This window comes from Promicromonospora iranensis, from assembly GCF_028994805.1.
GTDB classification, from domain to species: Bacteria; Actinomycetota; Actinomycetes; order Actinomycetales; family Cellulomonadaceae; genus Promicromonospora; species Promicromonospora iranensis.
Genome location: NZ_JAJQQP010000009.1, coordinates 16,380 through 41,285 on the forward strand (window position 1 = coordinate 16,380; position 24,906 = coordinate 41,285).

The window sequence follows — 24,906 nt, forward strand, 5'->3', positions numbered from 1 at the left end:
TCAGGCTCGGACAGTGACCGGCGCCTCCTCGTCCTCCTCGTCCTCCGGTTCGTCCGGCCCTGCGACCAGGAGGTCGATGTGCACGCCGAGCAGCGCACCGTCGGCGTCGTGCGTGGTGACCACGGGGTAGAAGCCGTCGCCCCAGCCGGAGTGGCTGAGCACCACGTTCTCGCCGTCCGTGGCCAGCGGCAGGGTGACGTTGGCGCAGCCGTTGCGGTAGTGGGCAGGGTCGTCTTGGCGGGCGAACCAGGACGACCCGGAGTCGTTGTCGAAGACGCCGTCGTACCACTCGTCCTCCTGCGGAGGCATGTACGCGGCGACCGCCTCGGGATCCGCGAAGGCCACCGTCCCGGCAGCGACCCCAACGCCGTAGAACTTGCCGTCGCCCGACGGTTCGGCGCCCTCCGGCGAGACGAGCCGCACCTCGGCGACCGGCGCCGCGTCGGAAACCACCAGCGAGAGGTAGGCCTCCCGCTCGTGGCTGCCGTCCCGCTCCTCCGAGACGTCGGCGACCGTGACGCGCACCGGGTAGGAGCCGGGCGGCACCGCGGTCACCAGGCCGTCGCCCAGGGACACGTACGGGTCGGACGCCTCGACACGCCCGGACCGCACGTGCAGCACGCCGAGCTCGTGCACCGTCTGGGGGTGGGACGTGCCGTCAGGTGTGCCTGGCAGGAGAGCGAAGAGGGGCCTGAAGTAGGACATGCGAGGAAGGTAGCCGGAGCCACCGACACTCAGCCGAACAGCTGCTCGACCGCGTGCTCGCCGACGCCGACCATGATCGGGTGGGTGTCCGGGTAGGAGAAGCAGATGGTCGTGTACAGCAGGGCCCAGCCCTGCGCCCGGCGCCACATCCCGGCGTCCCAGCCGCGTCCGTCCCGCGCGGAGGCGTCCACCACGCGGCGGAAGCGGTCCCGGCCCTCTGCGTCGAAGGTGAGCCACATCGCGCCCAGGTCCGACGCCGGGTCGCCGCTGGTCACGTCCCCGAAGTCGATCACGGCGGCGAGGCGGTCGCCGTCGGCCACCAGGTTGGCGGGGTGGGGGTCGCCGTGCAGCCACACGGGGACGCCGTCGTACCCCGGGGCGTCGGCGGCATCCGCCCACAGGTCGCGGGCTCGGGCGTGGAGGTGCTCCGGGAGCAGGGTGACGCGGTCCTCGAAGGTGGCGGTCCGCTCCGCGACGGGGATGCCGCGGAACCTGTTCCCGGGGGCGTCCTCGGGCGCCGGCTGGTGCAGCGCGACGAACACCTGCGCCAGGTGCTCGGCCCACGGTGTGCGCTCCGCCGCCGGGACGGTGGCGGCGGGGACACCGTGGGCCCATCGCACGATGCCCCACGGCCAGGGGTAGCCGAGCGACGCGCTCGGCGCGCCGGTACGGACCGGGTTCGGGACCGGCACGGGCAGCCGCGGGGCGAGGAGGGGCAGGACCTGGTGCTCGTTGCGCATGAGCTGTGCCCCGAGCTCGCGTCGCGGCAGGCGCAGGGCGAGGTCGTCGCCCAGCCGGATCATCACGTTGTCCCACCCGTTCGCGACCAGCTCGAGCGGCAGGTTCGCGAGGTCGGGATGCTGCTCCTTCAGGAGCGATCGGGTGAGGTCGACGGTCACGTCGAGGTCGGCGGCGACCACGGCGGCCTCCTTAGTCCTGGTGCGTTCTTAGTCCGGGTGCGTTGCCGGGATGTATCGCGTGGCTGCGCCGGGCGGGCGGTCAACGGTACCGGGTCGCCGGGCGCGGGCGATGGCGCCGGCCGGTCCGCCCGGGCGACGCGCCGCCGGTTCCTGAGCCATCGGTGGCCACAGAAGCGGCCCGTGTGCCACGCCCGGGTGCGGTGCGACCCCGGGAACGTTCTGCGAACCGTCCGCGTTGACACCAGGCCCAGACAACGAGGAGACCCGTGCAGCAACGCCAGACCGAGCAGTCCGCCGAGCAGGAGTACGTCGACGCCCTGTACGCACGGCTCGACGGAGAGGTGGCCCGCGTCAGCGCGGACCTGGCCGAGGCCGTCCGCGGCTCGTCGACCGACCCCGAGGAGGCTTTCACCCGCGAGGTGCGTGTCGGCATGCTCGATCGCCGGGCGCGGACGCTGCGAGCTGCCGAGCAGCACCTCTGCTTCGGCCGGATCGACCACGCGGACGGCAGCTCGCTGCACATCGGCCGCACCGGCCTGAGCGACGGCGACGACCAGCTGCTCGTGGACTGGCGCGCCGACGCCGCCCGCCCGTTCTACGCCGCCACCGCCGCGCACCCCATGGGCCTGCGCCGGCGCAGGCACCTGCGCCTGGAGGGCCGCTCGGTCACCCGCGTGAGCGACGAGGTCCTGGACGGCTCCGAGCCCGGGCCGGAGGACGTCGTCGGCGACGGGCCGCTGCTGGAGGCCATCAGCGCCCGGCGCACCGGACGGATGCGCGACGTCGTGTCCACGCTGCAGGCGGAGCAGGACGCGATCATCCGCTCCGCCCACCGCGGCGTCACGGTCGTGGAGGGCGGTCCCGGCACCGGCAAGACGGTGGTCGCCCTGCACCGCGCCGCGTACGTCCTCGCGGGCTTCGAGGAGGCACGGGCCGACGGCGTGCTCGTGCTCGGCCCGGGCTCGCGCTTCCTCGACTACATCGCCGAGGTGCTGCCTTCCCTGGGGGAGAACGACGTGGCGATGACCACTGCCGACCGGCTGGTCGCCGACGCCCTCGACATCGGTCTTGACCTCGCCGACGTCCCCGAGGCGGGCCACGCCCTGCGCCGCGCCGCGGGAGACGTGCGGCTGGCGGACGAGCTGGCCGAGACGGTCCGGCGGTACCAGGCGCCCGACGGCACGCTCACCGTGATGGTCGACGGCGACGCGATCACCATGGACACCCACGCGCTCGCCGAGGCGCGGGCGACCGCCGGGGGCGCCGGCCTGCCGCACAACCAGGCCCGGTCGCTGTTCAAGGACCTGGTCGTGGACTTCGTGTCCGACGAGGTGCAGGCGCGCGCCCGGATCATGCTCGCCAAGCTGGACGAGGACATCGAGGTGCTCACGGGCGGCGTGAACGTCGACCAGGCCGCCGCGAAGGACCTGGAGCGGCTCGGGTTCGGCCCGGACGAGGGCGGCGCCTTCGGGCACGCCGCAGCGGTGGCGGAGCTCGACCCCGGCGCCCTGCGCGCCGAGCTCGCCGACGACGTCGCGCTGGAGCGGGCCGTCGAGGCCGCGTGGCCGCACCTCCAGGCGGCCGACGTGGTGCTGGACGTGCTGGACGCGCACCCGGAGCTCGCGGTCGACGGCATCCCGGGCGACGGTGGGACGTGGACCGCCGTCCATCTGCCGCTGCTCGACGAGGCCGAGCACCTGCTGAACGGCCCGCCCGCGCGGACGTACGGGCACGTCGTCGTGGACGAGGCGCAGGAGCTGACGCCCATGCAGTGGCGCTCGGTGCTGCGCCGCTGCCCCGGCCGGTCCATGACGGTGGTCGGCGACCTCGCGCAGGCGGGCCCGGCGACCGGCGCGGCGTCCTGGGCCGACGCGCTGGGCAGCGACCTCGCCAAGCGGGCCGACGTGCGCACCCTGACGGTCTGCTACCGCACCACCGCCGAGGTCCTGGCGGCGGCGGCGCCGCTGCTCGCGCAGATCGCCCCGCAGCAGGCGCCGAGCCGCGCGGTCCGGAACGGGGACGAGCCCCGTCGTCGGGCGGCGGACGGCGACCTCACCGGTGCGGTGGTCGAGGAGGTGGCCACCGAGGTGGCGTACGGCGACCTCGTCGCGGTGGTGGCCGCCGACGACGCGGCGCCCGGCCTGGCCGAGGCCCTGTCCGACTCTCCGGCCGGCGGCGTGCGTGTGGTGCCCGTCTCCCAGGTGCGGGGCCTGGAGTTCGACGCCGTGGTGGTGGCCGACCCGGAGGGCATCCGGCACGCCCGGCCGGGCGGTGAGCGTGACCTCTACGTGGCGCTGACCCGCCCGACCCGGCGCCTGGTGATCGTCGGGTGACCCTCGGGCGTGGTCACCAGCTCGTGGCGACCGGCATGCCCTCCTGGTAGCCCGCTGCCGACTGGATGCCGACCACGGCACGCTCGGAGAACTCGGCGAGCGAGCGCGCGCCCGCGTAGGTGCAGGAGGACCGCAGGCCCGACGTGATCTCGTCGAGCAGGTCCTCGACCCCCGGCCGGGCCGGGTCGAGGTACATCTTGCCGGTGGAGATGCCCTCCTCGTAGAGCGCCTTGCGGGCGCGCGCGAACGCGGTCCCCGCACCGGAGTTGCGGGCCGCGACCGCGCGCGCCGAGGCCATGCCGAACGAGTCCTTGTAGAGCCGGCCCGTGCCGTCGGACTTCAGGTCGCCGGGCGACTCGTGCGTGCCGGCGAACCAGGAGCCCACCATCACCTGCGAGGCCCCGGCGGCCAGCGCCAGGGCGACGTCGCGGGGGTGACGCACGCCGCCGTCGGCCCAGACGTGCTTGCCGAGCTCGCGGGCCGCCGCCGCGCACTCCAGGACCGCGGAGAACTGCGGCCGGCCGACGCCGGTCTGCATGCGCGTGGTGCACATCGCGCCCGGGCCCACGCCGACCTTGAGGATGTCGGCGCCCGCGGCCACCAGGTCGCGCACACCCGCGGCGGTGACGACGTTGCCCGCCACCACCGGCACGGTCGGGTCGACGGACCGTACGGCCTCCAGGGCGGCGAGCATCTTGGTCTGGTGGCCGTGCGCGGTGTCGACCACGAGCACGTCCACACCGGCTGCGAGCAGGTCCTTCGCCTTCGTGGCGACGTCGCCGTTGATACCGACGGCGGCCCCGATGCGCAGCGAGCCCGAGGCGTCCAGGGCGGGGGAGTAGATCGACGAGCGCAGCGCGCCCTTGCGGGTCAGGATTCCCGCGAGGCGCCCGTCGCGCACCACCGGCGCCAGGTCGAGGCGCGCGGAGTGCAGCACGTCGTACGCGGCCTCCAGCCCGCCGGGGCTGTCCAGGAGGGCGGCGTCCAGGATGCGGGGCTCGGCGGACATCACCTCGGCGACCCGGGTGAACCGGTCCACGTCGGTGCAGTCCGACTCCGTCACGACGCCGACGGGCCGGTCGTCCTCGACGACGACGGCAGCGCCGTGCGAGCGCTTGCCGAGCAGGTTCAGCACGCTGGCCACGGTGTCGTGCGGGGAGACCACCACCGGCGTCTCGATGACGGGGTCCTTCGCCTTCACGTCGGCGACCACGCCCGCCACGACGTCGGCCGGGACGTCCTGCGGGAGGATCGCGATACCGCCGCGCCGCGCGACGGTCTCCGCCATGCGGCGGCCCGCCACGGCGGTCATGTTGGCGACGACGACGGGGATCGTCGTGCCGGTGCCGTCGTCGGACGCGAGGTCGACGTCGAACCGCGACGTGACGTCCGAGCGCGACGGCACGAGGAAGACGTCGCCGTAGGTGAGGTCGGTGGCAGGGCTCTGCTCGGGGAGGAATCGCACGTTCACCAACAGTAAAGACTTCTGCACGCCCTGCCTATGAGTCCGGCCACATCGTTGTGGAGGTATCGGAGACAGCCGAGGGAGGCGAGACTCTCGTGGCACAGTGGAGAGGCCGGAGCCCCTTAGAGTGGGGCCCCGATTCCCCTGCTGGGGGCACGACGAGAGGACGAGCATGGGCCTGCTGAGCGACATCCGTTCGCCTGAGGACGTCCGGGCGATGACGCCCGGCCAGATGCCGGAGCTCGCCGAGGAGATCCGCAGGTTCCTCGTGGAGAGCGTCTCGCGCACGGGCGGCCACCTGGGCCCGAACCTGGGCGTCGTCGAGCTGACCATCGCCATGCACCGGATCTTCGACTCGCCGCGTGACGCCATCGTGTTCGACACCGGCCACCAGGCCTACGTGCACAAGCTGCTCACGGGCCGGCAGGACTTCTCGGAGCTGCGCAAGCGTGGCGGCATGTCGGGCTACCCGAGCCGCGCCGAGTCCCCGCACGACGTCGTGGAGAACTCCCACGCCTCCACCGCGCTGTCCTGGGCGGACGGCATCGCCAAGGCCAACCAGGTGCGGGGCAAGGACGACCACGTCGTCGCCGTCATCGGCGACGGCGCCCTCACGGGCGGTATGGCCTGGGAGGCGCTGAACAACATCGCCGAGAGCCGGGACCGCAAGCTCGTGGTCGTCGTCAACGACAACGGCCGGTCCTACTCGCCGACCATCGGCGGCCTCGCGAACCACCTCGACACGCTGCGCACCACCAGCGGCTACGAGGCCTTCCTCAGCTGGGGCACGCGCGCCCTGCACCGCTCCGGCCCGCCAGGACGCTTCGCCTGGCGCTGGCTGCACGGCCTGAAGAAGGGCCTCAAGGACGTCGTGGCCCCGCAGGGTCTGTTCGAGGACCTCGGCATCAAGTACATCGGCCCCGTCGACGGCCACGACACCGAGGCGCTCGAGCGGGCGCTCGGCCGCGCCAAGGCCTACGGCCGTCCGGTGATCGTGCACGCGATCACGGAGAAGGGCCGCGGGTACAAGCCCGCCGAGGAGGACATCGCCGACCGGTTCCATGCCGTCGGCGTGATCCACCCCGAGACCGGGCTGCCCGTGGCGCCCAGCCGGTTCGGCTGGACCAAGATCTTCGCCGACGAGATCGTGCAGATCGGCCGCCGGCGGCCCGACGTCGTCGCGATCACCGCCGCCATGCTGCACCCCGTCGGGCTCGCGCCGTTCCAGGAGCAGTTCCCGGAGCGCACCTTCGACGTCGGCATCGCCGAGCAGCACGCCGTGACCTCGGCCGCCGGCATGGCCTTCGCCGGGCTGCACCCCGTCGTCGCCGTGTACGCGACGTTCCTGAACCGGGCGTTCGACCAGGTGCTCATGGACGTGGCCCTGCACAAGGCCGGCGTCACCTTCGTCCTGGACCGCGCGGGCATCACCGGTGACGACGGTGCCAGCCACAACGGCATGTGGGACATGGCGATGCTGCGGATCGTGCCCGGGCTGCGCCTGGCCGCCCCGCGCGACGAGACGACGCTGCGCGCCGCGCTGCGCGCCGCCGTCGACGTCGACGACGCGCCCACCGTGGTCCGGTACCCCAAGGGCGCCGTGGGCGACGACATCCCGGCCGTCGAGGAGCTCGACGGCGTGGACGTCGTGGGGCGGTTCTCGCCGGCAGGCTCGAGCGGCGGGGCGACCCGCCGCGTGCTCGTCGTCGGCGTGGGCTCCATGGCGGGCTGCGCCATGGACACCGGTGCGGCGCTCGCGGCGCACGGCGTCGAGATCACCGTCGCGGCCCCGACCTGGGTGCTGCCCGTCCCGGAGAACCTGGTCAAGCTGTGCGGCGAGCACGACCTCGTGGTGACGCTGGAGGACGGCGTGGTCGACGGCGGCGTGGGTGACATGCTCGCGCAGCGCGCCGGGGAGCAGGGCATCGGGACGCCGCAGGTGCACGTCGGCCTGCCCGTGGCGTTCCTCGACCATGCGAGCCGCGACCACATCGTCAAGGCGCAGCGGATGACCGCCGCGGACGCGACGCGCGACGCGCTCGCGGCTCTCGCGCTGCTGTGAGCGGCGAGCACCGTCGCAGACGTGTGAGACTTCCCTGGTGAGCGGCACAGGAACTGCGACCAGGCGGACCGTCGGCGTCGAGGAAGAGCTGATGCTGATCGGGCACGACGGGGCCCCCATCCCACGAGCCCGCGACGTGCTCGGCAGTGCGGAGCCGGCCGACGGGCCGCTCGAGCACGAGCTCATGGAGGAGCAGATCGAGACGGCCACGGCGCCGCACTCGACGCTGGAGGAGATCGCCGCCGCGATCCGGGAGGGCCGGGCCGGCGCCCAGGCGGCGGCCGACCGGCACGACGCCCGCATCGCCGCCCTGGGCACCTCACCCCTGGCGCTCGCCGGCACGACGGTCGGCAAGCTCCGGTACCTCCTGGCGCGCGCCGAGTTCGGCCTGACGGCTCGCGAGCAGCTGACCAGCGGCTGTCACGTGCACGTCGCGGTGGCGGACGACGCCGAGGGCGTCGCCGTCCTCGACCGCATCGGGCCCTGGCTCGCGCCGCTCCTGGCGCTGTCCTCGAACTCGCCGTACTGGATGGGCGACGACTCCGGGTACGCGAGCTTCCGCTCCCAGGTCTGGTCGCGCTGGCACACGGCGGGCCCGACGCGCCACTTCGGCACCCCGGAGGCGTACCACGCCGCGGTCGACGGCCTGGTCGCGACCGGCACCATCCTGGACGAGGGGATGGTCTACTTCGACGCACGGCTGTCCGCCCGCTATCCCACCGTCGAGATCCGGGTCGCCGACGTGTGCCTCTCCGCCGACATCGCGACGCTGCTGGCCGCGCTGGCGCGCGGGCTCGTCGAGACGGCCGCGCGGGCGGCCGACGCCCCGGCGCCCGACGTGCCCGTCGAGATCCTGCGCACGGCGCTCTGGCGGGCCGGACGTTCCGGGCTCGGCGGCGACCTGCTGGACCCGCGGACCTGGCGGCCCGCCGCGGCGCACGACGTCGTCGGCGCGCTGGTCGACCACGTCCGTGACGCACTGGCGGACATGGGCGACCTCGACACCGTGACCGAGCTGCTGGGCGGGCTCTGGTCCGGCGGGGACGGGGCGACGCGCCAGCGGTCCTGGGCCGCCGAGGCGGACGGAGACCTCGCCGCGGTCGCCCGGCGCGCGGCCGACGCGACGCTGCTGTGAGCTCACGCGGCCGGTGAGCGGCGCTCACCAGTAGTTGCCGGCGATGTCCCGCCGCCTGGGTATGGCCGACCCTCCGTCGCCGTCCGGAATTCAGGTTGCCCGGCCGGGAGCGAGCCTGGAACCGTTCGTGCATGGATCTCGCCAGCGCCTTCCCGCCGTTCGGCCTCCGGGTCGCCTGCGGCGACCTCGAGCTGCGCCTGCCCGACGACGCCGAGCTGCTCCGCCTGGCGGACCTCGTCGTGGCCGGCATCCACCCGCCCGAGCGGCGGCCGTTCGTGTTTCCCTGGAACGTCGGAGAGCCGGCCGAGGTGCGCCGCAGTCTCCTGCAGTTCCACTGGTCGGCGCGCGGCAAGATGTCGCCGGAGCTCTGGGCGCTGGAGCTCGCGGTCTTCCGGCACGGGGAGCCGATCGGCATCCAGAGCGTGGGCGGCAGGGCGTTCGGCGTGACGCGGACGGGCGGGACCGGTTCGTGGCTGGGCCTGGACCACCACGGCCAGGGCATCGGCAAGCGGATGCGCTTGATGGCCCTGCACCTGCTGTTCGAGGGGTTCGATGCCGTCGACGCCACGACGGAGGCGTTCGACGACAACCCGGAGTCGAACGGGGTGACGCGTGCGCTCGGCTACACGCCGAACGGCGTCGTGCGGCAGGAGCGGCAGGGCGAGCCCGCCACCGAGAACCGGTACCGCATGACGCGCGAGGCGTGGGCCGCGCGCCCGGACGCGCACCGGCTGGACGTCACGCTGGAGGGTGTGGCCCCGGTCCGGGCGATGCTCACGATGGACCCCCGGTCCTAGCCGCTCAGGTCCTTCCAGGTCCTGGCCGGTCAGCCGTAGATCGTCTCGGCGTACTGCGGGCCGTAGTGCTGCTCGACTTCGGCGAGGGTCTGTTCCGGACGCTCCAGGGTGTGCGCGATCACGGCGCGGCGGGGCACCGTCTCCAGGTCCCACGCGTCGGGGTCCCACGCCTTGGAGCGCAGGAAGGCCTTGGAGCAGTGGTGGAAGACCTCCTCGATGTCGACCTCGAGGGCGAGCACCGGGAGGTTGCGGCGCACCTGGAGCTCCGCGAGGTACGGCGCGTCGCGCACGATGCGGGCGGAGCCGTTGACCCGCAGCGTGTCACCACGGCCGGGGATCACGAAGATCAGGCCCACGTGCGGGTTCTCGAGCACGTTGAGATACCCGTCGGTGCGCCGGTTGCCGGGGCGCTCCGGGATGGCGATGGTGCGGTCGTCCAGGATGCGCACCAGCGAGCCGGCCGGGTCGCCCTTGGGGGAGACATCGAGGTTGCCGTCGGCGTCCGACGTCGCGACCAGGCACAGGGGCGAGGCCTCGAGCCACTGCCGGTCGAGCTCGTGCAGGGCGGTGCGCACCTTGCCGGCGGCAGGACCGAGGGGCGGCGGGATGATCTCGCGGAGCTCCTCGACGGTGCTGACGGTCGTTCCGCCGAACCTGGTCGGCCGGCTGCTCAGCTCGTGGGTCATGACCTCAACATAGGCCGGGCACGCCGGTCGCGACCAGTGAACTGACGCGCACCACGCGAATGGGGCATGTCAGACCATCCGGGTACGCTCGCAGCGCCATGACCGAGCAGACCACCCTCCCTAGCCCCGCCGATGCCCCCGCCGGCTCGCCCCGACCCTGGAAGGTGCGCGCGGCCCGCCGCGTCGTGGAGCAGGCCCAGGCGCTGCTCGACGACGCCCGGCTGCTCACCACCGCGGACGTCGGCCTGCGCGAGCGCGTCCGCGACGCCTACACGGCCACCCGCGAGGTGCGCGTGCACGCCGACCTGCGCACGGTCGGCGTCTCGGCCCTGGAGGACCGGCGCAAGAAGCTGCGGGTAGCCGTCCTGGAGAAGGCAGGGTTCAAGCACGTCACGCAGGTGCTCGTGGCAGGTACGGACCGGCTCGTCGAGGCGGGCATCGGTGCCGGGACGGCGAAGCTCGCCACCAGCGCGGCGCGCGAGCTCGCGGACGAGGTGGACGCCGACCTGCGGTTCCGCATCGACGTGGACCCCGACGACCCGTACGCCACGGTGCTCGTCCAGACCCTGTACGCGTTCGGGCTGGCCACCGACGCCCGCCACCGCCACCTGGACGAGGCGCGCCGCGCGGCCGCCGTCGTACCGGGGCAGCTGGAACCCGCCGCCCTCGCCGGGAGCCGCTGGCGCCGCCTGCTGGCGCCCGCCGACCGCAGGGCCGCGGCCTTCGCGGCGGTCTCCGCGCTCGCGGACCAGGTGGCCGCCGCGCGGCTCACGGACGACGCGCGGGCGGTGCGCGCCGCCGTCGGGCAGCCGCCGGAGGCCGCGGAGGTGTGGGCGGACTTCGAGGCCCGGTCGGCGGAGTACTACGGGCTGCTGTCGCAGGTCGTGGACCTGGGCGACGACCACGAGGCCGCCGAGGGCGGCCTGCCCGCCGACGTCGTGCGACGGGTCGAGGCGCAGCCGCTGGACCGCACCCTGCTGCGCGCCAACCTGCGCGGCTACCAGCAGTTCGGCGCCAGGTATGCGCTGGTGCAGCGCCGCACGATCCTCGGCGACGAGATGGGCCTGGGCAAGACCATGCAGTCGATCGCCGTGGCCGCCCACCTCGTGGCCACCGGCGGCACGCACGTGCTGGTGGTGTGCCCGGCGAGCGTCGTCACGAACTGGAAGCGCGAGGTGGAGCAGCACTCCGACCTGACGGCGGTGGTGATGCACGGCAACGACCGGGAGAGGACGGCGGCCGCCTGGCTCGACGGCGGCGGCGTCGCGATCACGACGTTCGAGGTGCTGGGCCGGCTCGACCTCCCGTACGACCTCACGCCGGCGCTCCTGGTCGTGGACGAGGCACACTACGTGAAGAACCCCGACACCATCCGCGGCCGCGAGGTACGGCGCTGGGCGGACCGGTCCGACCGCGTCCTGTTCCTGTCCGGCACGCCGATGGAGAACAAGGTCGCCGAGTTCAAGAACATGGTGGGCTACCTGCAGCCCGAGGTCGCCGGACAGCTCGACCCGAACGCCGACCTGTCCGGAGCCAGGGCCTTCCGCCGGATCGTCGCGCCCGCCTACCTGCGACGCAACCAGGAGGACGTGCTCACCGAGCTGCCCGAGATGGTGCAGGTCGAGGAGTGGGAGCAGTTCGGCCCCGTGGACGGCGCCGCCTACCGCGACGCCGTGCTCGCCGGCAGCTTCATGGCGATGCGGCAGGCCGCCTTCGCGGTGTCCGACGCCGCCGACTCCGCCAAGCTGGTGCGCCTGCGGGAGCTGGTCACCGAGGCCGTCGACGGCGGCCGCCGCGTCATCGTCTTCTCGTACTTCCTGTCGGTCCTGGAAAAGGTGATGGACCTGCTCGGAGATCTCGCGGTCGGCCCGCTGAACGGCTCGGTGCCCGTGCACGAGCGGCAGGCCATGGTGGACGCCCTGTCCGAGCCCGATGGGCCCTCCGTGCTGGTCAGCCAGATCACCGCCGGGGGAGTCGGCTTGAACGTGCAGGCCGCGAGCGTGGTCATCTTCTGCGAGCCGCAGGTCAAGCCCACCATCGAGGCGCAGGCCGTCGCCCGCGCACACCGCATGGGCCAGACGCGCACGGTCCAGGTGCACCGGCTGCTGGTCGAGCAGTCCGTGGACCAGCGGATGATGGAGATCCTCGGGTCCAAGTCGGCGCTCTTCGAGGAGTTCGCCCGCCAGTCCGAGATCACCGACGCCTCGCCCTCGGCCGTGGACGTCGCGGCGCCGTCCGCGACCTCTCTGTCCCGGACGATCCTGGCCGAGGAGCAGGAACGACTGAGCCGCACACCATGAGATGACCGTCGGCAATCCATTGGGGTGTGATATCCGGTTCAATCGGGATTGAGGTTCACTGACGTCGTGTCCCTGCTGACGTCACCACCCGGTGCGACGGTCACACCCACCCTCTCGCCCGGTCGGCTGCTCGCACCGGCCCGACGCATGGTGCCGTTCGTGGGGCGCGCCGCCGAGCTCGCGGCACTCCTCGACTGGTGCACGGGCCAGGAGGCGGTAGCGATCCGGCTGGTCAGCGGACCGCGCGGCGTCGGGAAGACGCGCCTCGCCCGCGAGGCGGCACACGCGATGGCCCACGCCGGCTGGACCTGCCTCGACGTGCCCGACGGCGCGGAACCCGCGGCGCTCGCCGCCGTACCGGACGGCGCCCCCGCGCTCCTGGTGCTCGACGACGCCGAGACGCGCGGCCCGGCGCTCGCGGAGCTCCTCCGGAGGGCTGCTCGCGGCCGCAACGGCGCGCTCCGCATCCTGCTGGTCGCGCGCGGTGTCGGGCCGTGGTTCGACCGGCTCACCGCGACCGACCTGGCGGTCCGGGCACTGCTCGAGCCGGCGCGGGCCGGTGACGACCTGGCCACCGAGGTGCTCCCCGGGCAGGTGGACGCCCGGCTCGTCGCCGCGTTCGTGGAGCCGTACGCGCGGGCACTCGGGGTCGCCGTGCCGCGGGTCGCCGTCGCCTCGGTGCCCGGCGGAGCCCGGATGCTCGACCTGCACGCGGCGGCGCTCTGCGCCGTCCTGCGCACGCAGGCGCGGAGGCCGCTGGGCGCGCTGCCCGTCGACGTGTCCGACGCTCTCGGCGAGCTGCTCGAGCACGAGCGCTGGGCCTGGTTCCGCTCGGCGGACGACGCCGGGCTGCTCGGCGAACCCGGGTTCCGGTCCGAGGCCATCGACTGCCTGGTCGCGGCCGCGACGCTCACCGGCGTGCGCACCGCGGACGCGGCGGAGAACCTCGTACGTCGCGTGGCGGGCGTCGTGCCGGGTGTGCGGCCGGGCGCGGAGGCCGACGTCGGGCGGTGGCTGGTCGGTCTGGACCCGCAGCGGGCGCTGCCCCGGCGCCTGGTGGACCCGCACCTGCTGGCCGAGCTGACGGACACACCACGGCTGCTCGGGGCGTGCCTCGCAGGGGCCGCGACGCCGTCGGCGCGGCGGGCGGCCCTGCGCGTGGCCGGCATCGTCGCGGACCGGCTCGACGGCCGGTCGGCGGACCCGGGCGCAGCCCTCGACCAGCTCGGAGCGACGGTCGCGGTCCTTCCGGAGGACGGTGACGTGCTGCGTTCCGTCACCGGGGCGCTCCCGCACCCGTCGCTCGCGCTGGGTGAGCTGCGCGCCGAGCTGGCGCTGCGCACGCTCGCCGCCACCTCGGCCGGTGACCCCGCGGACCGCGCCGAGGCCCTGCGCGACGTCGGCATGGCGCTCGGCGAGGTGGGCCGCGCCGCGGATGCCGAGCGCTACGAGCGGCAGGCCGTCGTCCTGCTCCGTGAGCTGGCCGGGTCCGACCCGCACCGGTTCCGGCCGCGCCTGGCCGCGCTGCTCGCGAACATGGGCACCACGTTCTCCGACCAGGGGCGGCCGCAGGACGCGCTGCGGTGCGAGGAGGAGGCGGTCGAGCTGCTCCGGCTCGTCGACGCCGAGCACCCCGGCGTGGTGACGCTCGACCTGACGGCGGCGGTGTCGAACCTGGCCGTGACGTTCGCGGAGCTGGGAAAGCCGCTGGCCGCGCTCGCGCCGAGCCGTGAGGCGGTGGAGCTCGGGCGCCGGATCGCGGGCCGTCACCCCGGCCGGTTCACGGGGGCGCTGGCGCTGTCCCTGATGAACGTGGCCCGGCGGCTGCGGGAGCTCGGCCGGGGAGCGGAGGCCGGCCAGGCCGCCGAGGAGTCGCTGGAGATCCGGCGTCGGCTGGCCGCCTCCGACCCGGACGAGCACATGTCGGCGCTGGGCGACTCCCTGGAGGTCATGGGCAGCGTGCTCACGGACCAGGGCCGGGGTCAGGAGGCGCTGCGGTACCTCGAGGAGGCGGTCGAGATCCGGCGCCGGACGGCCGAGGAGAACCCCGGCCGGTACCTGGCGGACCTCGCGTACTCCCTCCGGGCGCTGGGCACACAGCTCTCCGACCTCGGCAGGCGGGACGAAGGGCTCGGGCTGCAGCAGGAGGCGGTCGAGGTACAGCGGCGGCTCGCCGCCGACAACCCAGGCCGGTACGTGCCAGGGTTGGCCGAGGCGCTGTCCGCCCTCGGGGTGACCTGCTCCCGGCTGGACCGGCCGCAGGACGCCCTCAACGCGGAGCGTGAGGCGACCAGGACCTGGCGTGAGCTGGCCGCCGGCGACCCGCACCGCTACCGGCCCTGGCTGGCGCAGTCGCTGACGAACCTGGGCTCGATCTTCGCGGTCCGCCGGCTCGGTGACGAGGCGGTGGAGCCCGCGGGCGAGGCGGTGACGATCCTGCGGGAGCTCGCCGCCCAGAACGCGCCGAAGTACGCGCCACGGCTCGCGGAGGCACTGCGGGTGCTGGCGCTCGCGCTGCACGACCAGGAGCGGTTCGACGAGGCCCGGCGGGCCCGGGCCGAGGCGGAGGAGCTGGGCGGGGCGCAGACCGTCTGAGGACTCGGTCCCGGTCACCGCAGAGCTGTGCTCGGCGAGGTGGAACGAGCTGGTCCCGACCATGGGTCGCGCTCGTTCTGAACCCTCCGGAAGCCTTTTCCTGAAGAGGTCGAGCGCGTTCCGAGCGGGTGAATGGATCGTGCCCACATGACGCCCGGGAAGTGTCCATCTGAGGTCACACCCGCTATTTCCGGTCGGGTGAAAGGCTTTGCCGCGCTCCTTCTCTTCGGCCGCCGTCCTCGGCGTCTCGAACGGCGCGACAAAGCCCGTGTTCTCGCGGACGACAGGTGGAATGACCGAGTTGTCTGCGCCCACACACTGACGTCCTTTTCCGCATCCTTGAGCGTGAGGGAGAAAAGAATCATGATCGAATCTCGCAACTCGCACCGATTCGACTGGACTCCTGCGGCGTCAAGGCGCAAGACTGGGCGTGTGAACGAAATCACATTGGAAGCAGAAGTCAACCGACCCGACCAGGACCTGACAGCGCTCGAAGCCGCGCGTCTGCTGGGAGTGTCGAAGCTGCACGTCATCGACCTTCTCGAGGCAGGTGAGATCGACTACCACATGGTCGGCAGCGACCTGATGTTCAACGCAGCGGAGATCGCGTCCTACAAGTCGGACCGCGAGCACCGCGACTCGGAGTCCCTCGTATCCGCATGACCCCCGCGCGGCGGTCGGCGCCCTGGCGCTTCCGCTGACGCAGTGCGCGTGCCTCGCACACCGGCGACGCCGCGCCCCCTGACGCCTGGGCGCACGTTCATCATCTGAGAACGTGCGCTCTTGTCCTTACGGGCCCGTACCACTGGCGATGCCACCGACCGGGTCACGGCTCGGGTCGTTCCCAGCTCAGCGGCTCCAGGTCGCGCGGGCCGTCGGCCAGCAGAGCGGCGATGGCCGCAGCGGGTACGGGCCGCCCGCCCCATGCGTCGACGCCGACGTTGATCTGCCGGCCACGCTGCCGCCAGGTGTTGTGCACGTGGCCGTGCACCACCCAGGAGCCACGGTCCACGGGGCGGTACTCCACGAACCGGTCCTCCCCGTGCGAGTCGCCCTCGAACGGGAAGTGCGACAGCACGACGTTCTGGCCGCCGACGGCGACCGGGTCGGGCCGGTCGTGGATCTCGGCGAAGCCCGCGTCCAGGTAGCGCTGTCGTTCCTTGGTGCGACGCCGCTCGCGAGCCTCCGGTTCGCCCTTGCGCAGCGTGCGCTCACCCTCCCAGCAGCGGTCGTGGTTGCCGGGAACCAGGATCTTGCGCCCAGCCAGCCGGTCGACGTGGGCGAGCGACTCGTCGAGCGCGCCCAGCGCGACGTCGCCCAGCACCCACACGGTGTCGTCGTCGGAGACGGTCTCGTTCCAGAGCTCGACGAGCCGGGCGTTCATGGCGGGGGCACCGGGGAAGGGGCGGTCGCAGAAGCGGATGATGTTCAGGTGCCCGAAGTGCTGGTCGGACGTGTAGTACGTAGTCATGTCGGAACGACATTCAACAGGCTCCCGGGTCGCCGGGGAAACGAATTCTGCGGCGCGGGAGCCTGTCGGGTGCTCAGCGCTCGTAGTTCCAGGTGCACAACCAGCTGTCGGTGGTGTAGCTCGCCTCGTCGGCGTCCCCGCCTTGCCAGGGGATGACGACGCCGTCCTGCCGGGTGGCCGTGGTGTAGTCGCCTGCGGGGAGAACGACGGTCTGGCTCGGGATCGTGAGGGAGTAGCCGGAGCATTCGGGCTGGTCGCCCTTGGCGTAGTAGGTGCAGTTCTCGCACGGGTCGATCGTGACGACACCGGTGGCCGGCCCGGTGTAGACCATCTCGAACTGGTCCGGGCTGTAGTTGTAGATGGTCAGCGTCACGCTGCCTGCGGGCTCGGAGCGCGGGGGGAACGTGACACCTGACTCCGGGCTCAGCCGTGCGATGGCAGAAGCGATCTGGAGCCGCTCGGCGTACTTGGCCTCCTTCGCCCTCGGGTACGAGTCGAGGAGGCCCTTCAGGTTCGCTTCCGCGGCGAAGTGGTCCTCCGCCTCGAACTGCCGGACGGCGCACTCGAGCAGTCCGGCGGGCACCCGCTTCCGGGTCTTGTCGGCCAGTGCGCTCAGCGTGCCGGAATCGAACCCGGCCAGAAAGCCGGTCGAGCCTGTCACCGCGGCCGTGTCGGTGCAGCCGTTCTTCTGCGCGAGCCGTTTGATCAGGCCGTCCCGCCACGATGCGAGGTCGTCCGGAAGTGCTGCGGCCGGCTCGCTGGCCGGGTGGTCCGCCATCAGCTCGGTCAGCGGCCGCTGCGCGGCCCGGAGCTCCCCGTCCTCGACGAACTGCATGCCGCAGCCGTGGAGGGCACCGGGCAGCTCGCTCTCCGCGACGGACCGGAGCGGGCCGGGCGTCCCGGGCTCGGCGAAGTGCCGCACCGCGGTGAGCGTGTTGCACACCTCCGTGCCCTTGGCCCGGGCGTACAGATCGTCGATCAGACCGGGCACGCGGCCCGCGGCACGTGTCTCCGGGTGCTCCGCCGCTGTCCGGAGGTACGTCGCGTACGCGACGTCGTACGGCTCCTTGTACGACGCGAAGGCGCTGGGCATCCCGTCCAGGCTCTGCTCCGCGCGGTCCAGGTCGTACGCGAGGTGCTGCTCCAGCACCTCGTGCTGCGTCACCACGTACGCGAGGGCCAGGATCGGGACGACGGCGAGGGTTGCCCACCCGACGCGGCCTGCGGCGCGGGGCGCCCAGACGGTGCGCCGCGGCGTCTCGCGCCGTGTGCGGCGCCGGGCGAGGAGTGCCGCGTCCAGCGCGAACAGGCCGAGGGCGCCCAGGTAGCCGAGCGCCCACCAGACGGCGATCGGTTCGCGCTCGATCGGCAGCGCGAGCCAGGCCAGCGCCGCCGTGGCGGCCAGCGCGACGACCAGGCGGAGCCAGGCCCGCAGGTGGAGGTAGCCCAGGCCGAGACCGCTCAGGTTGAGCAGGGCGGCGGTCAGCGGGCGGGCGGGCGTCACGTCGGTGGTGTCGTCGGTGCTGTCGGAGGGCGCGTCGCCCGGCTCCTCGGATGGGCTCGCCGTCGGTGCGGTCTCGGTGCTCATGAGCCGCGATGCTAGAGCCGATAACTACCCGAAAGCGGCGAAAAGGTCCTCGTCGGCCGGGTGAATTGACCCTTGAGTCCGAACTGTAATGAGCTCCGTGATGGGCAATGATCAGCGGGTGGACCTCGCCGTCGACCTGAGCCAGCGCACCGGACGTACCGATGCCATCTACCGCGCGCTGCACGCGGCCCTGACCGGGGGCAGGATCCCGGCAGGGGAGCGGCTGCCCTCGTCCCGGGATCTGGCCAGGGATCTCGGCGTCTCGCGCGCGAGCGTCACAGAAGCCTACGACCGGCTCGTGGCGGAGGGTTTCCTGGAGACGCGGCCCGGGTCGGGCACGTTCGCCACGGCTGCGGCGAGCGACACCCCGTCCGTGCGGCACCGTCCGGGCGCGCTGCGTCCCCGGGCAGGCTGGCGCTGGGCCCCACGTCCCACGAGCGGCGACGTGGCCGTCCCCGCGCACGACTTCCGGGTGGGTATCCCGGATGCGAGCCTCTTCCCCTTCGACACCTGGCGCCGCCTGCTGGCCGCGGAGTCGCGCGCCGGTCGTACGGCGGGCTCGTACTCCGGCCCGGCGGGCCTGCCCCGGTTCCGGGAGGCCGTCGCCCGCTACGTGGCAGGCTCGCGCGGGGTCCGTGCGGGGCCCGACGACCTCGTCGCGACGACCGGCGCGCAGCAGGCGCTCGACCTCGTGGCGCGCGTGCTGCTCGAACCGGGGGACGTCGTCGCCATGGAGGACCCGGGCTACCCCGAGGCGCGCGAGCTCTTCACGCTGCACGGCGCCCGGGTGGTGCCGGTGCCCGTCGACGCGGAGGGCCTGGTCGTCGAGAAGATCCCGGCTCGGGCGCGCCTGGTCTACACCACGCCGTCGCACCAGTTCCCCCTCGGCATGCCGCTGTCGCTCGCCCGGCGACGGGCCCTGCTCGCGCACGCCGCACGCCACGGGGCAGCGGTGATCGAGGACGACTACGACAGCGAGTTCCGCCGTGCCCGCCGTCCGCTGGAGTCGTTGCAGGCCCTCGACCGGGACGGGCGCGTCGTCTATGTCGGCACGTTCTCGAAGTCGCTGCTCCCCGGCCTGCGTGTCGGGTACCTGGTGGCGCCGTCGTCGCTCCGGGACGCGCTGCTCGCGGCCCGTCAGCTCACCGACGGACACGGCGCCGTGCACGTGCAGGCGGCGCTCGCGCGCCTCATCGACGACGGGCTGCTCGCCCGCCACGTCCGCAAGGCCTCGGCGCGCTACACCGAGCGGTACGAGATCCTGCTCGACGCCCTGAAGGACCTCCCGGTGGAGCCGGTGCCGACGGCAGCGGGCCTGCACGTGGCGGCCCACCTGCCCGCGGACGCCGCGCTGGGCTCGCGGGAGCTCGTGGCGCGTGCCCGACGGCGGTCGGTTGCCCTGGACTCCCTCGGCACCTACGCGGTGGGCCCGCACCGCGACGGGGTCGTGCTCGGGATCGGCGGTGCGGTCACGAGCACTATCCGGCCAGGTATTCGGGTGCTGGAGCATCTGCTGGCGCCGTGACCGCCGCGATGGCGCGTGCGCGCCGCCGGCGCCACGTCGCCCAGGCCAGGCCGCCCAGTGCGGCGAGCACCGGTCCCAACATGTGCGGTCCGGTCATCACGAGCAGCCCGATCGCCGCGACCAGTGACACGGCCGCGCACCACCAGCTGATGCCTCGCCGCGGCAGGAGCCGCAGCGCCGCGGCCGTGCCCACCACGTAGAGCAGGGAGAACGTGGCTGTCGCCATGAGCACGATCGCGTCGGTGGACTGGTGCAGGGCGGCGAGCAGCGCCGTCGTGCCGAGGGCGACCGCGGTGATGAGCGCGAGGGAACGGCGCGGGGTGCGGCCGGGCGCGGTGGCGAGCCACCTCGGGAGTGCGCCGTCGCGGGCCAGTGCGGCGCCCATCCGGCTGCCGCCCGCGAAGTAGACGTTGATGGCGCCGACGGTCAGCAGCACGGCCAGCACCGTGGTGACGGGCCGCGCGTTCTCCCCGAACCCGAGCACGAGCAGGTCCGAGAGCGGCGCGGGACCAGGCGCCGGCCCGAGCGCCGCCACCGTCGCGAACGCGACGCCCAGGTAGAGCACGCCGACGGCCCCCACCGCGATGGCCGTGGCACGCGGGATGTCCCGGGCAGGGTCGCGGTACTCGGCGGAGAGCGAGCCCAGGATCTCCCAGCCGGCGAAGGCCCAGACCAGCAGCGCCGCCGCGGAACCCGCCGCGCCCCAGCCGTGCGGGGCGAACGGCGTCAGGTGGGCGACCTGAGCGTGCGGCAGCGCCACGACCACGGCGACGGCCAGCAGGAGCGCCACCGCCCCCGCGATGACGAGCTGCGCCGTGCCGGACACCCGCAGGTCGAACCAGTTCATGACCGCGCACGCCGCGATGATCGCGACCGTGGTGGCCAGCGCCGTCCCGGTACCGCCGCCCGTCGCGTCGGCGACGTACGCGCCGGCGAAGCCGGCCGCTGCGGGAGCGCCCACGCCGATGGTCCCGTAGAAGGCCCAGCCGACCATGGTGGACGCCCGCTCGCCGAAGGCGAGCCGGGCGTAGGTGGCCACACCGCCGCCGTCGGGGTGGCGTGCGCCGAGCGCGGCGAACGTCGTAGCGAGCGGCACGGACAGGAGCACGAGCGCCGCCCACGCGACCAGGGACGCCGGGCCTGCCGCACCCGCCGCGAGGGCCGGGAGGGAGATGACGCCGGTGCCGAGCATGGCACCGAGGGTGAGTGCGGCCCCCTGGGGGACGCTGAGTCCGTTCTGCATGCCCTGACGCTATGCGCCCGGTGGACCGTCGAACGGGCCGATCCCGGGTCAGTCGTTCAGGCCAGTTGCGGCTTGCCCGCTGAGGGCCGGAGCTCGCGCGAGCGTCCGCAGCCGCCGCAGCCCGGCGGTGGTCGCGATGACGACGATCGTCGTCCCGCCGGTCAGGTACCAGCCCTCCGACGGCTCGATGGTGCGGCCGCCCCCACCGCCTCCCAGGTTCTTGGTGCGGATCGCCAGCAGCCGGCTCTTCACGTCGTCGCCGTCCGCCGCGGTGCCGTCGAAGTCGACGGCGGTGGGGTGCATGGTGGCGAGCTCGCTGCCCTCCATGATCATGATCTCGGCGAGCACCAGGACCCGGTCCAGGTAGGGCACCGTCGCCTTGACCTCCTGGCCGATCATCGCCGCGGCGAACGACGGCGCCGCGAGGAACGAGGAGCTGAGCCCCACCGAGTCGGGGATCTCGCGCCGGATGCGCCGCGACAGGTCCTTGTCGAAGACCCGCAGGACCGTGCGGAGCTGCCGCGGCGCGTCCTTGGTCCGGGGGATCGACCGGGCGGCGAAGCCGATGCCGATGGTCGTCGCGCCGCCGCTCGTGACCACCACGATCGCTTGGGCCGCGTCGACGTACGCGGCACGCAGGACCGCCGCGCGGCGGGCGTCGCCGATCACGACGGGGACGTCGCGGGAGCGCGCGACGGCGATACCGCGGGCGGACTCGTCGAAGTCGACGGCGACCACCGGCACACCGCGCCGGTCCAGGGACCGCACGATGCGGGTGCCGAGATCGCCGAGGCCCACGACCACCACGTGGTCCGACATCGGGTGCAGCGGGGAACCGGCGTCGAGCAGGCGCTGGGTGCGCACCACGCCGTCGACCACCACACCGGTGACCCACGGGATGACCGCGACGCTCACGACCGTCAGGACCACCTGGGTGACCTTGACCACCGGGTTCGCGTCGTGGTCCGGGTCGCTGCCGGCCAGGGACGGCAGCACCGCCTCGTACAGCGCACCGGCCCAGGACGAACCGGTGGCGAGCATGATCGTGAGCGCACCGACGAGCACGACGACGAGCAGGACGCCGGCCGCGAGCAGCAGGTTCCACCCCGAGGTGATCGCGAGCGTGCGGAGGTACTCGCCGAACCGCCGGCGCCGGTGCGGGTCCACCTCGTCCTCGTCGGGCTCGAGGTCGGCCTTGACCTCCGGCAGCACGTCGTCCTCGGCGGCATCCGCCAGATGGACCTTCGGCGTGAGGTCCTGCAGGGCCTCAGCGCTCGGCAGCGCCGTGACGGTGCCGTCCGCGGCGGTCGCGAACAGCACCATGCGGGTGGCCAGGGACGTCTCGCCGTCCACGACGGCGACGAGGCGGCGGTGCTCCACCGGGAGGCGGATGAGGCGGCGCAGCGCGGCGCCGACGATCTCGGGCGCCGCGAACGCGGACGCGGACAGCACGGTGCAGCGGTCGCGCTGCAGGTGCCGGCCGAGCGACTCGTCGAAGATCCGGACCACGACGTGCAGCTCGGGCCAGGCCTCACGCAGCAGCAGCGCGAGGGCGACGTTGCCGCCGTCGTCCTGGTGCACGAGGGCGGCGGCGGACGCGTGGCCCGCTCCGGCGTCCGCGAGGGCCTCCTCGTCGATGCGCTCCGCCTCGAGGAGGGTGACCCGGTCGATCGCCCCCATCTCCTGGGCGTACCGGGACGTGCTGTCCGGCACGATGACCGTTACGGTGCCCTTGAACCGCGTGCTGAGCGCTCGAGTCAGGCGGAAGGCGAGGGGGTTGTCGCCGACGACGACGTAGTGCGCGTGCGTGCCCGGATGCCCGGCGTCTGTCATGGTCGCAGAGCGTAGCGGGACCCTCCGACAACGAGGGCGCGACGTGCGCGCTCGTCGTCGGAGGGTCCGGGTGAAGTCGTCGGGCGCTACCGGCCCGGTCCCGGGATCAGGCGGGGACGTTCGCCACGCCGTCGGGCAGGAACCGCTTGCCCAGGACCTTCTCGCTGTAGCCGGTGCGGTCCAGGTACGGCGTGATGCCGCCGGTGTGGAAGCCCCAGCCGGCGCCGAGGATCATCGCGAGGTCGATCTGCTGCGGGCCGGGTACGACGCCCTCGTCCAGCATGAGGCCGATCTCGGTGGTCAGCGCCGTGAGCACGGAGTCGAGCACGCCGTCTGCGTCGAGCACGCCGGGCTCGCCCGGACGGGCGGGGCCGAAGACCTCCTGGATGGCCGGGTCCACCGGCTTGGGCAGCCCCTTGGCGGGCGCGTCGAGCACCACGCGGACGCCGTCCTCGACGATCTTGGCCAGACCCGGCGACTCCGGGATGCGGTCGCCGAGGTCCTCGCGCAGCGAGGTGAGCACGTGGTGCGCCACGGCCGGCCCCACGAGGTCCGTCAGCTCGAAGGTCGGCATCGGGAAGCCGAGGGGCGCGAGCGCGCGGTCGGCCACCTCGACCGGCGTTCCGTTCTCGATGGCGGCAAGGACCTGGCCCATCACGAGCAGCAGGAGGCGGTTGACGATGAAGCCGGGGCGGTCGGCCGACATGATCGCCGTCTTGCGGAGCTTCTTCGTGATGGCGAACGCCGTGGCGAGGGCCTCGTCCGAGGTCTCCTGCGCGTTGATCACCTCGACCAGCGGCATCTGGGCCACCGGGTTGAAGAAGTGGATGCCGACCACGCGCTCGGGGTGCTGCAGGTCCGCCGCCATCTCGGTGACGGACAGCGCCGAGGTGTTGGTCGCCAGGACCGTCTCGGGGGAGATGACGCCCTCCAGCTCGGCGAACACCTTCTTCTTGAGCCCCATCACCTCGGTGACGGCCTCGATCACGAAGTCGCACGAGGCGAACTCGCCGATGTCGGTGGTGCCGGACACCGACGACACGATGCGGGTCGCGGCGTCGGGGGAGAGGCGTCCGCGGCCGGCGAGCTTCTCCGCGGTCTCGCGGACGAACGCCAGGCCCTTGTCCACCCGCTCCTGGTCCAGGTCGCGCATGACGACGGGGACACCGAGACGCTGCGCGAAGAGGAACGCCATCTGCGCGGCCATCAGACCGGCGCCGACGACGCCGACCTTGGTGATCGGGCGGGCGAGCTGGGGGTCCGGGGCGCCCTGCGGCTTCTTGCCGCCGCCGACGAGGTTGAACGCGTAGATGCTGGCACGCATCTCGTCGGACATGATCAGGTCCGCCAGGGCCTGGTCCTCCGCGTCGAACGCGTCGGTCCTGATCGCGTTCCGGGCGCCGGCGATCAGCTCCAGCGCGCGGTGCGGTGCGGGGCGCGACGTGCCGACGACGGCGTCGAGCCGCTCCTTCGTGGCGGCGACGACGGCGTCCCACACGGGCTGCGGGTCGAGCTCGCGGCGGGGCACCTCGATCTCTCCGGTGACCACCTTGGCGGCCCAGATGATGGACTGCTCCAGGAAGTCGGCGGCCTCGAACAGCTCGTCGACCAGGCCGATCTTGAGGGCCTCGGCCGGCTTGTACGGCTTGTTCGCGGCGGGCCGCGTGAGGATGACCTCGACCGCCTTCTCGACGCCGACCAGACGCGGCACGAGGTAGGCGCCGCCCCAGCCGGGGATGAGGCCGATGCCGGTCTCGGGCAGGCCGAGCGCCGCGGCGTCGGACGCCACGGTGCGGTAGTCGCAGTTGAGCGCTACCTCGAGGCCGCCGCCGAGGGCCAGGCCGTTGACGAACGCGAAGGTCGGCACACCGGTCGTCGCGCGCAGGTCGCCGAGGATCGTGTACGCGGCGTGGCCCATGCGGCCCAGCTCGAGCGCCTCGTCGTGGCCGTGCACGGCGGTGACGCCCTTGAGGTCGGCGCCCGCGGCGACGAAGTAGGGCTTGCCGGTGACGCCGACGGCAGCGATCTCGCCGGACTCCGCACGGGTGCGGATGACCTCGAGCGCCGCCTTGAGCTCGGCCATGCCGGCCGGTCCGAACGTGTTCGGCTTGGTGTGGTCCAGGCCGTTGTCGAGCGTGACCAGCGCGAGGACGCCGGCGCCGCCGGGCAGGTCGACGTCGCGGACCAGGGAGTGGGTGACGCGCTCCGTAGGGGCGCCGGAGGTCGTCGAAGGGGTCTCAGACACTGG

17 protein-coding genes are annotated in these 24,906 nt (G+C 73.4%); 8 read left to right on the top strand and 9 right to left on the bottom strand.

The window, feature by feature from the left end:
* Positions 1–705, bottom strand: coding sequence for a DUF4241 domain-containing protein (locus LUM46_RS16005; protein WP_274995184.1), 705 nt, complete (start codon positions 703–705; stop codon positions 1–3).
* Positions 706–734: 29 nt separating this feature from the next.
* Positions 735–1,625, bottom strand: a complete 891-nt coding sequence (locus LUM46_RS16010) for an aminoglycoside phosphotransferase family protein (protein ID WP_274995185.1) — start codon at positions 1,623–1,625, stop codon at positions 735–737.
* A 266-nt stretch (positions 1,626–1,891) separates the two neighbouring features.
* Here LUM46_RS16010 and LUM46_RS16015 point away from each other — a divergent pair, with 266 nt between their 5' ends.
* Positions 1,892–3,958: a HelD family protein gene (locus LUM46_RS16015; RefSeq protein WP_274995186.1), complete on the top strand. Its 2,067-nt coding sequence runs from the start codon at positions 1,892–1,894 to the stop codon at positions 3,956–3,958.
* Positions 3,959–3,971: 13 nt separating this feature from the next.
* On the opposite strand, the gene LUM46_RS16020 is transcribed toward LUM46_RS16015, so the two are convergent.
* Entirely contained in the window at positions 3,972–5,423 is a 1,452-nt protein-coding gene (locus tag LUM46_RS16020; RefSeq protein ID WP_274995187.1) for a GuaB1 family IMP dehydrogenase-related protein, read from the bottom strand.
* Between the two features lie 172 nt (positions 5,424–5,595).
* Between LUM46_RS16020 and dxs the strand changes: the two genes are divergently transcribed.
* From dxs to LUM46_RS16035, 3 genes are all read left to right on the top strand, one after another.
* Positions 5,596–7,485 carry a 1-deoxy-D-xylulose-5-phosphate synthase gene (gene dxs, locus LUM46_RS16025; protein WP_274995188.1) on the top strand — a complete coding sequence of 630 codons (1,890 nt, stop codon included), beginning with the start codon at positions 5,596–5,598 and terminating at the stop codon, positions 7,483–7,485.
* Positions 7,486–7,522: 37 nt separating this feature from the next.
* A complete protein-coding gene (locus LUM46_RS16030; RefSeq protein ID WP_274995189.1) occupies positions 7,523–8,620 on the top strand; it encodes a carboxylate-amine ligase in 1,098 nt (365 codons plus the stop codon).
* Positions 8,621–8,751: 131 nt separating this feature from the next.
* Positions 8,752–9,417: a GNAT family N-acetyltransferase gene (locus LUM46_RS16035; protein ID WP_274995190.1), complete on the top strand. Its 666-nt coding sequence runs from the start codon at positions 8,752–8,754 to the stop codon at positions 9,415–9,417.
* Positions 9,418–9,446: 29 nt separating this feature from the next.
* On the opposite strand, the gene LUM46_RS16040 is transcribed toward LUM46_RS16035, so the two are convergent.
* Positions 9,447–10,103: a pyridoxamine 5'-phosphate oxidase family protein gene (locus LUM46_RS16040; RefSeq protein ID WP_274995191.1), complete on the bottom strand. Its 657-nt coding sequence runs from the start codon at positions 10,101–10,103 to the stop codon at positions 9,447–9,449.
* A gap of 98 nt (positions 10,104–10,201) precedes the next feature.
* On the opposite strand from LUM46_RS16040, the gene LUM46_RS16045 reads away from it, so the two are divergent.
* The 3 genes from LUM46_RS16045 to LUM46_RS16055 all read left to right on the top strand — a co-directional run bounded on the left by LUM46_RS16045 (position 10,202) and on the right by LUM46_RS16055 (position 15,661).
* Positions 10,202–12,403, top strand: coding sequence for a DEAD/DEAH box helicase (locus tag LUM46_RS16045; protein ID WP_274995192.1), 2,202 nt, complete (start codon positions 10,202–10,204; stop codon positions 12,401–12,403).
* A gap of 66 nt (positions 12,404–12,469) precedes the next feature.
* Positions 12,470–14,998: a tetratricopeptide repeat protein gene (locus LUM46_RS16050; protein ID WP_274995193.1), complete on the top strand. Its 2,529-nt coding sequence runs from the start codon at positions 12,470–12,472 to the stop codon at positions 14,996–14,998.
* A 363-nt stretch (positions 14,999–15,361) separates the two neighbouring features.
* Complete coding sequence (locus LUM46_RS16055; RefSeq protein ID WP_274995194.1) at positions 15,362–15,661, top strand: excisionase family DNA-binding protein; 300 nt, start codon at positions 15,362–15,364, stop codon at positions 15,659–15,661.
* Between the two features lie 163 nt (positions 15,662–15,824).
* Here the strand turns inward: LUM46_RS16055 and LUM46_RS16060 are convergent, their stop codons facing one another.
* Both LUM46_RS16060 and LUM46_RS16065 read right to left on the bottom strand, forming a co-directional pair.
* On the bottom strand, positions 15,825–16,469 hold the full coding sequence (locus tag LUM46_RS16060; protein ID WP_274995195.1) for a metallophosphoesterase: 645 nt from the start codon (positions 16,467–16,469) through the stop codon (positions 15,825–15,827).
* Positions 16,470–16,542: 73 nt separating this feature from the next.
* Positions 16,543–18,057, bottom strand: coding sequence for a hypothetical protein (locus tag LUM46_RS16065; RefSeq protein ID WP_274995196.1), 1,515 nt, complete (start codon positions 18,055–18,057; stop codon positions 16,543–16,545).
* A 100-nt stretch (positions 18,058–18,157) separates the two neighbouring features.
* Between LUM46_RS16065 and pdxR the strand changes: the two genes are divergently transcribed.
* Positions 18,158–19,582 carry a MocR-like pyridoxine biosynthesis transcription factor PdxR gene (pdxR, locus tag LUM46_RS16070; RefSeq protein WP_274995197.1) on the top strand — a complete coding sequence of 475 codons (1,425 nt, stop codon included), beginning with the start codon at positions 18,158–18,160 and terminating at the stop codon, positions 19,580–19,582.
* Here pdxR and LUM46_RS16075 read toward each other — a convergent pair.
* From LUM46_RS16075 to LUM46_RS16085, 3 genes are all read right to left on the bottom strand, one after another.
* The gene (locus tag LUM46_RS16075) at positions 19,536–20,825 is read right to left on the bottom strand and encodes an APC family permease (RefSeq protein ID WP_274995198.1); all 1,290 of its coding nucleotides are present in this window, start codon (positions 20,823–20,825) and stop codon (positions 19,536–19,538) included. The genes pdxR and LUM46_RS16075 overlap by 47 nt on opposite strands.
* Positions 20,826–20,873: 48 nt before the next feature.
* The gene (locus LUM46_RS16080) at positions 20,874–22,658 is read right to left on the bottom strand and encodes an NAD-binding protein (protein ID WP_274995199.1); all 1,785 of its coding nucleotides are present in this window, start codon (positions 22,656–22,658) and stop codon (positions 20,874–20,876) included.
* 106 nt (positions 22,659–22,764) lie between these two features.
* Positions 22,765–24,903 (bottom strand): 3-hydroxyacyl-CoA dehydrogenase NAD-binding domain-containing protein, encoded by a 2,139-nt coding sequence (locus LUM46_RS16085; RefSeq protein WP_274995200.1) that lies wholly within the window; start codon positions 24,901–24,903, stop codon positions 22,765–22,767.
* Between the last annotated feature and the right edge of the window lie 3 nt (positions 24,904–24,906).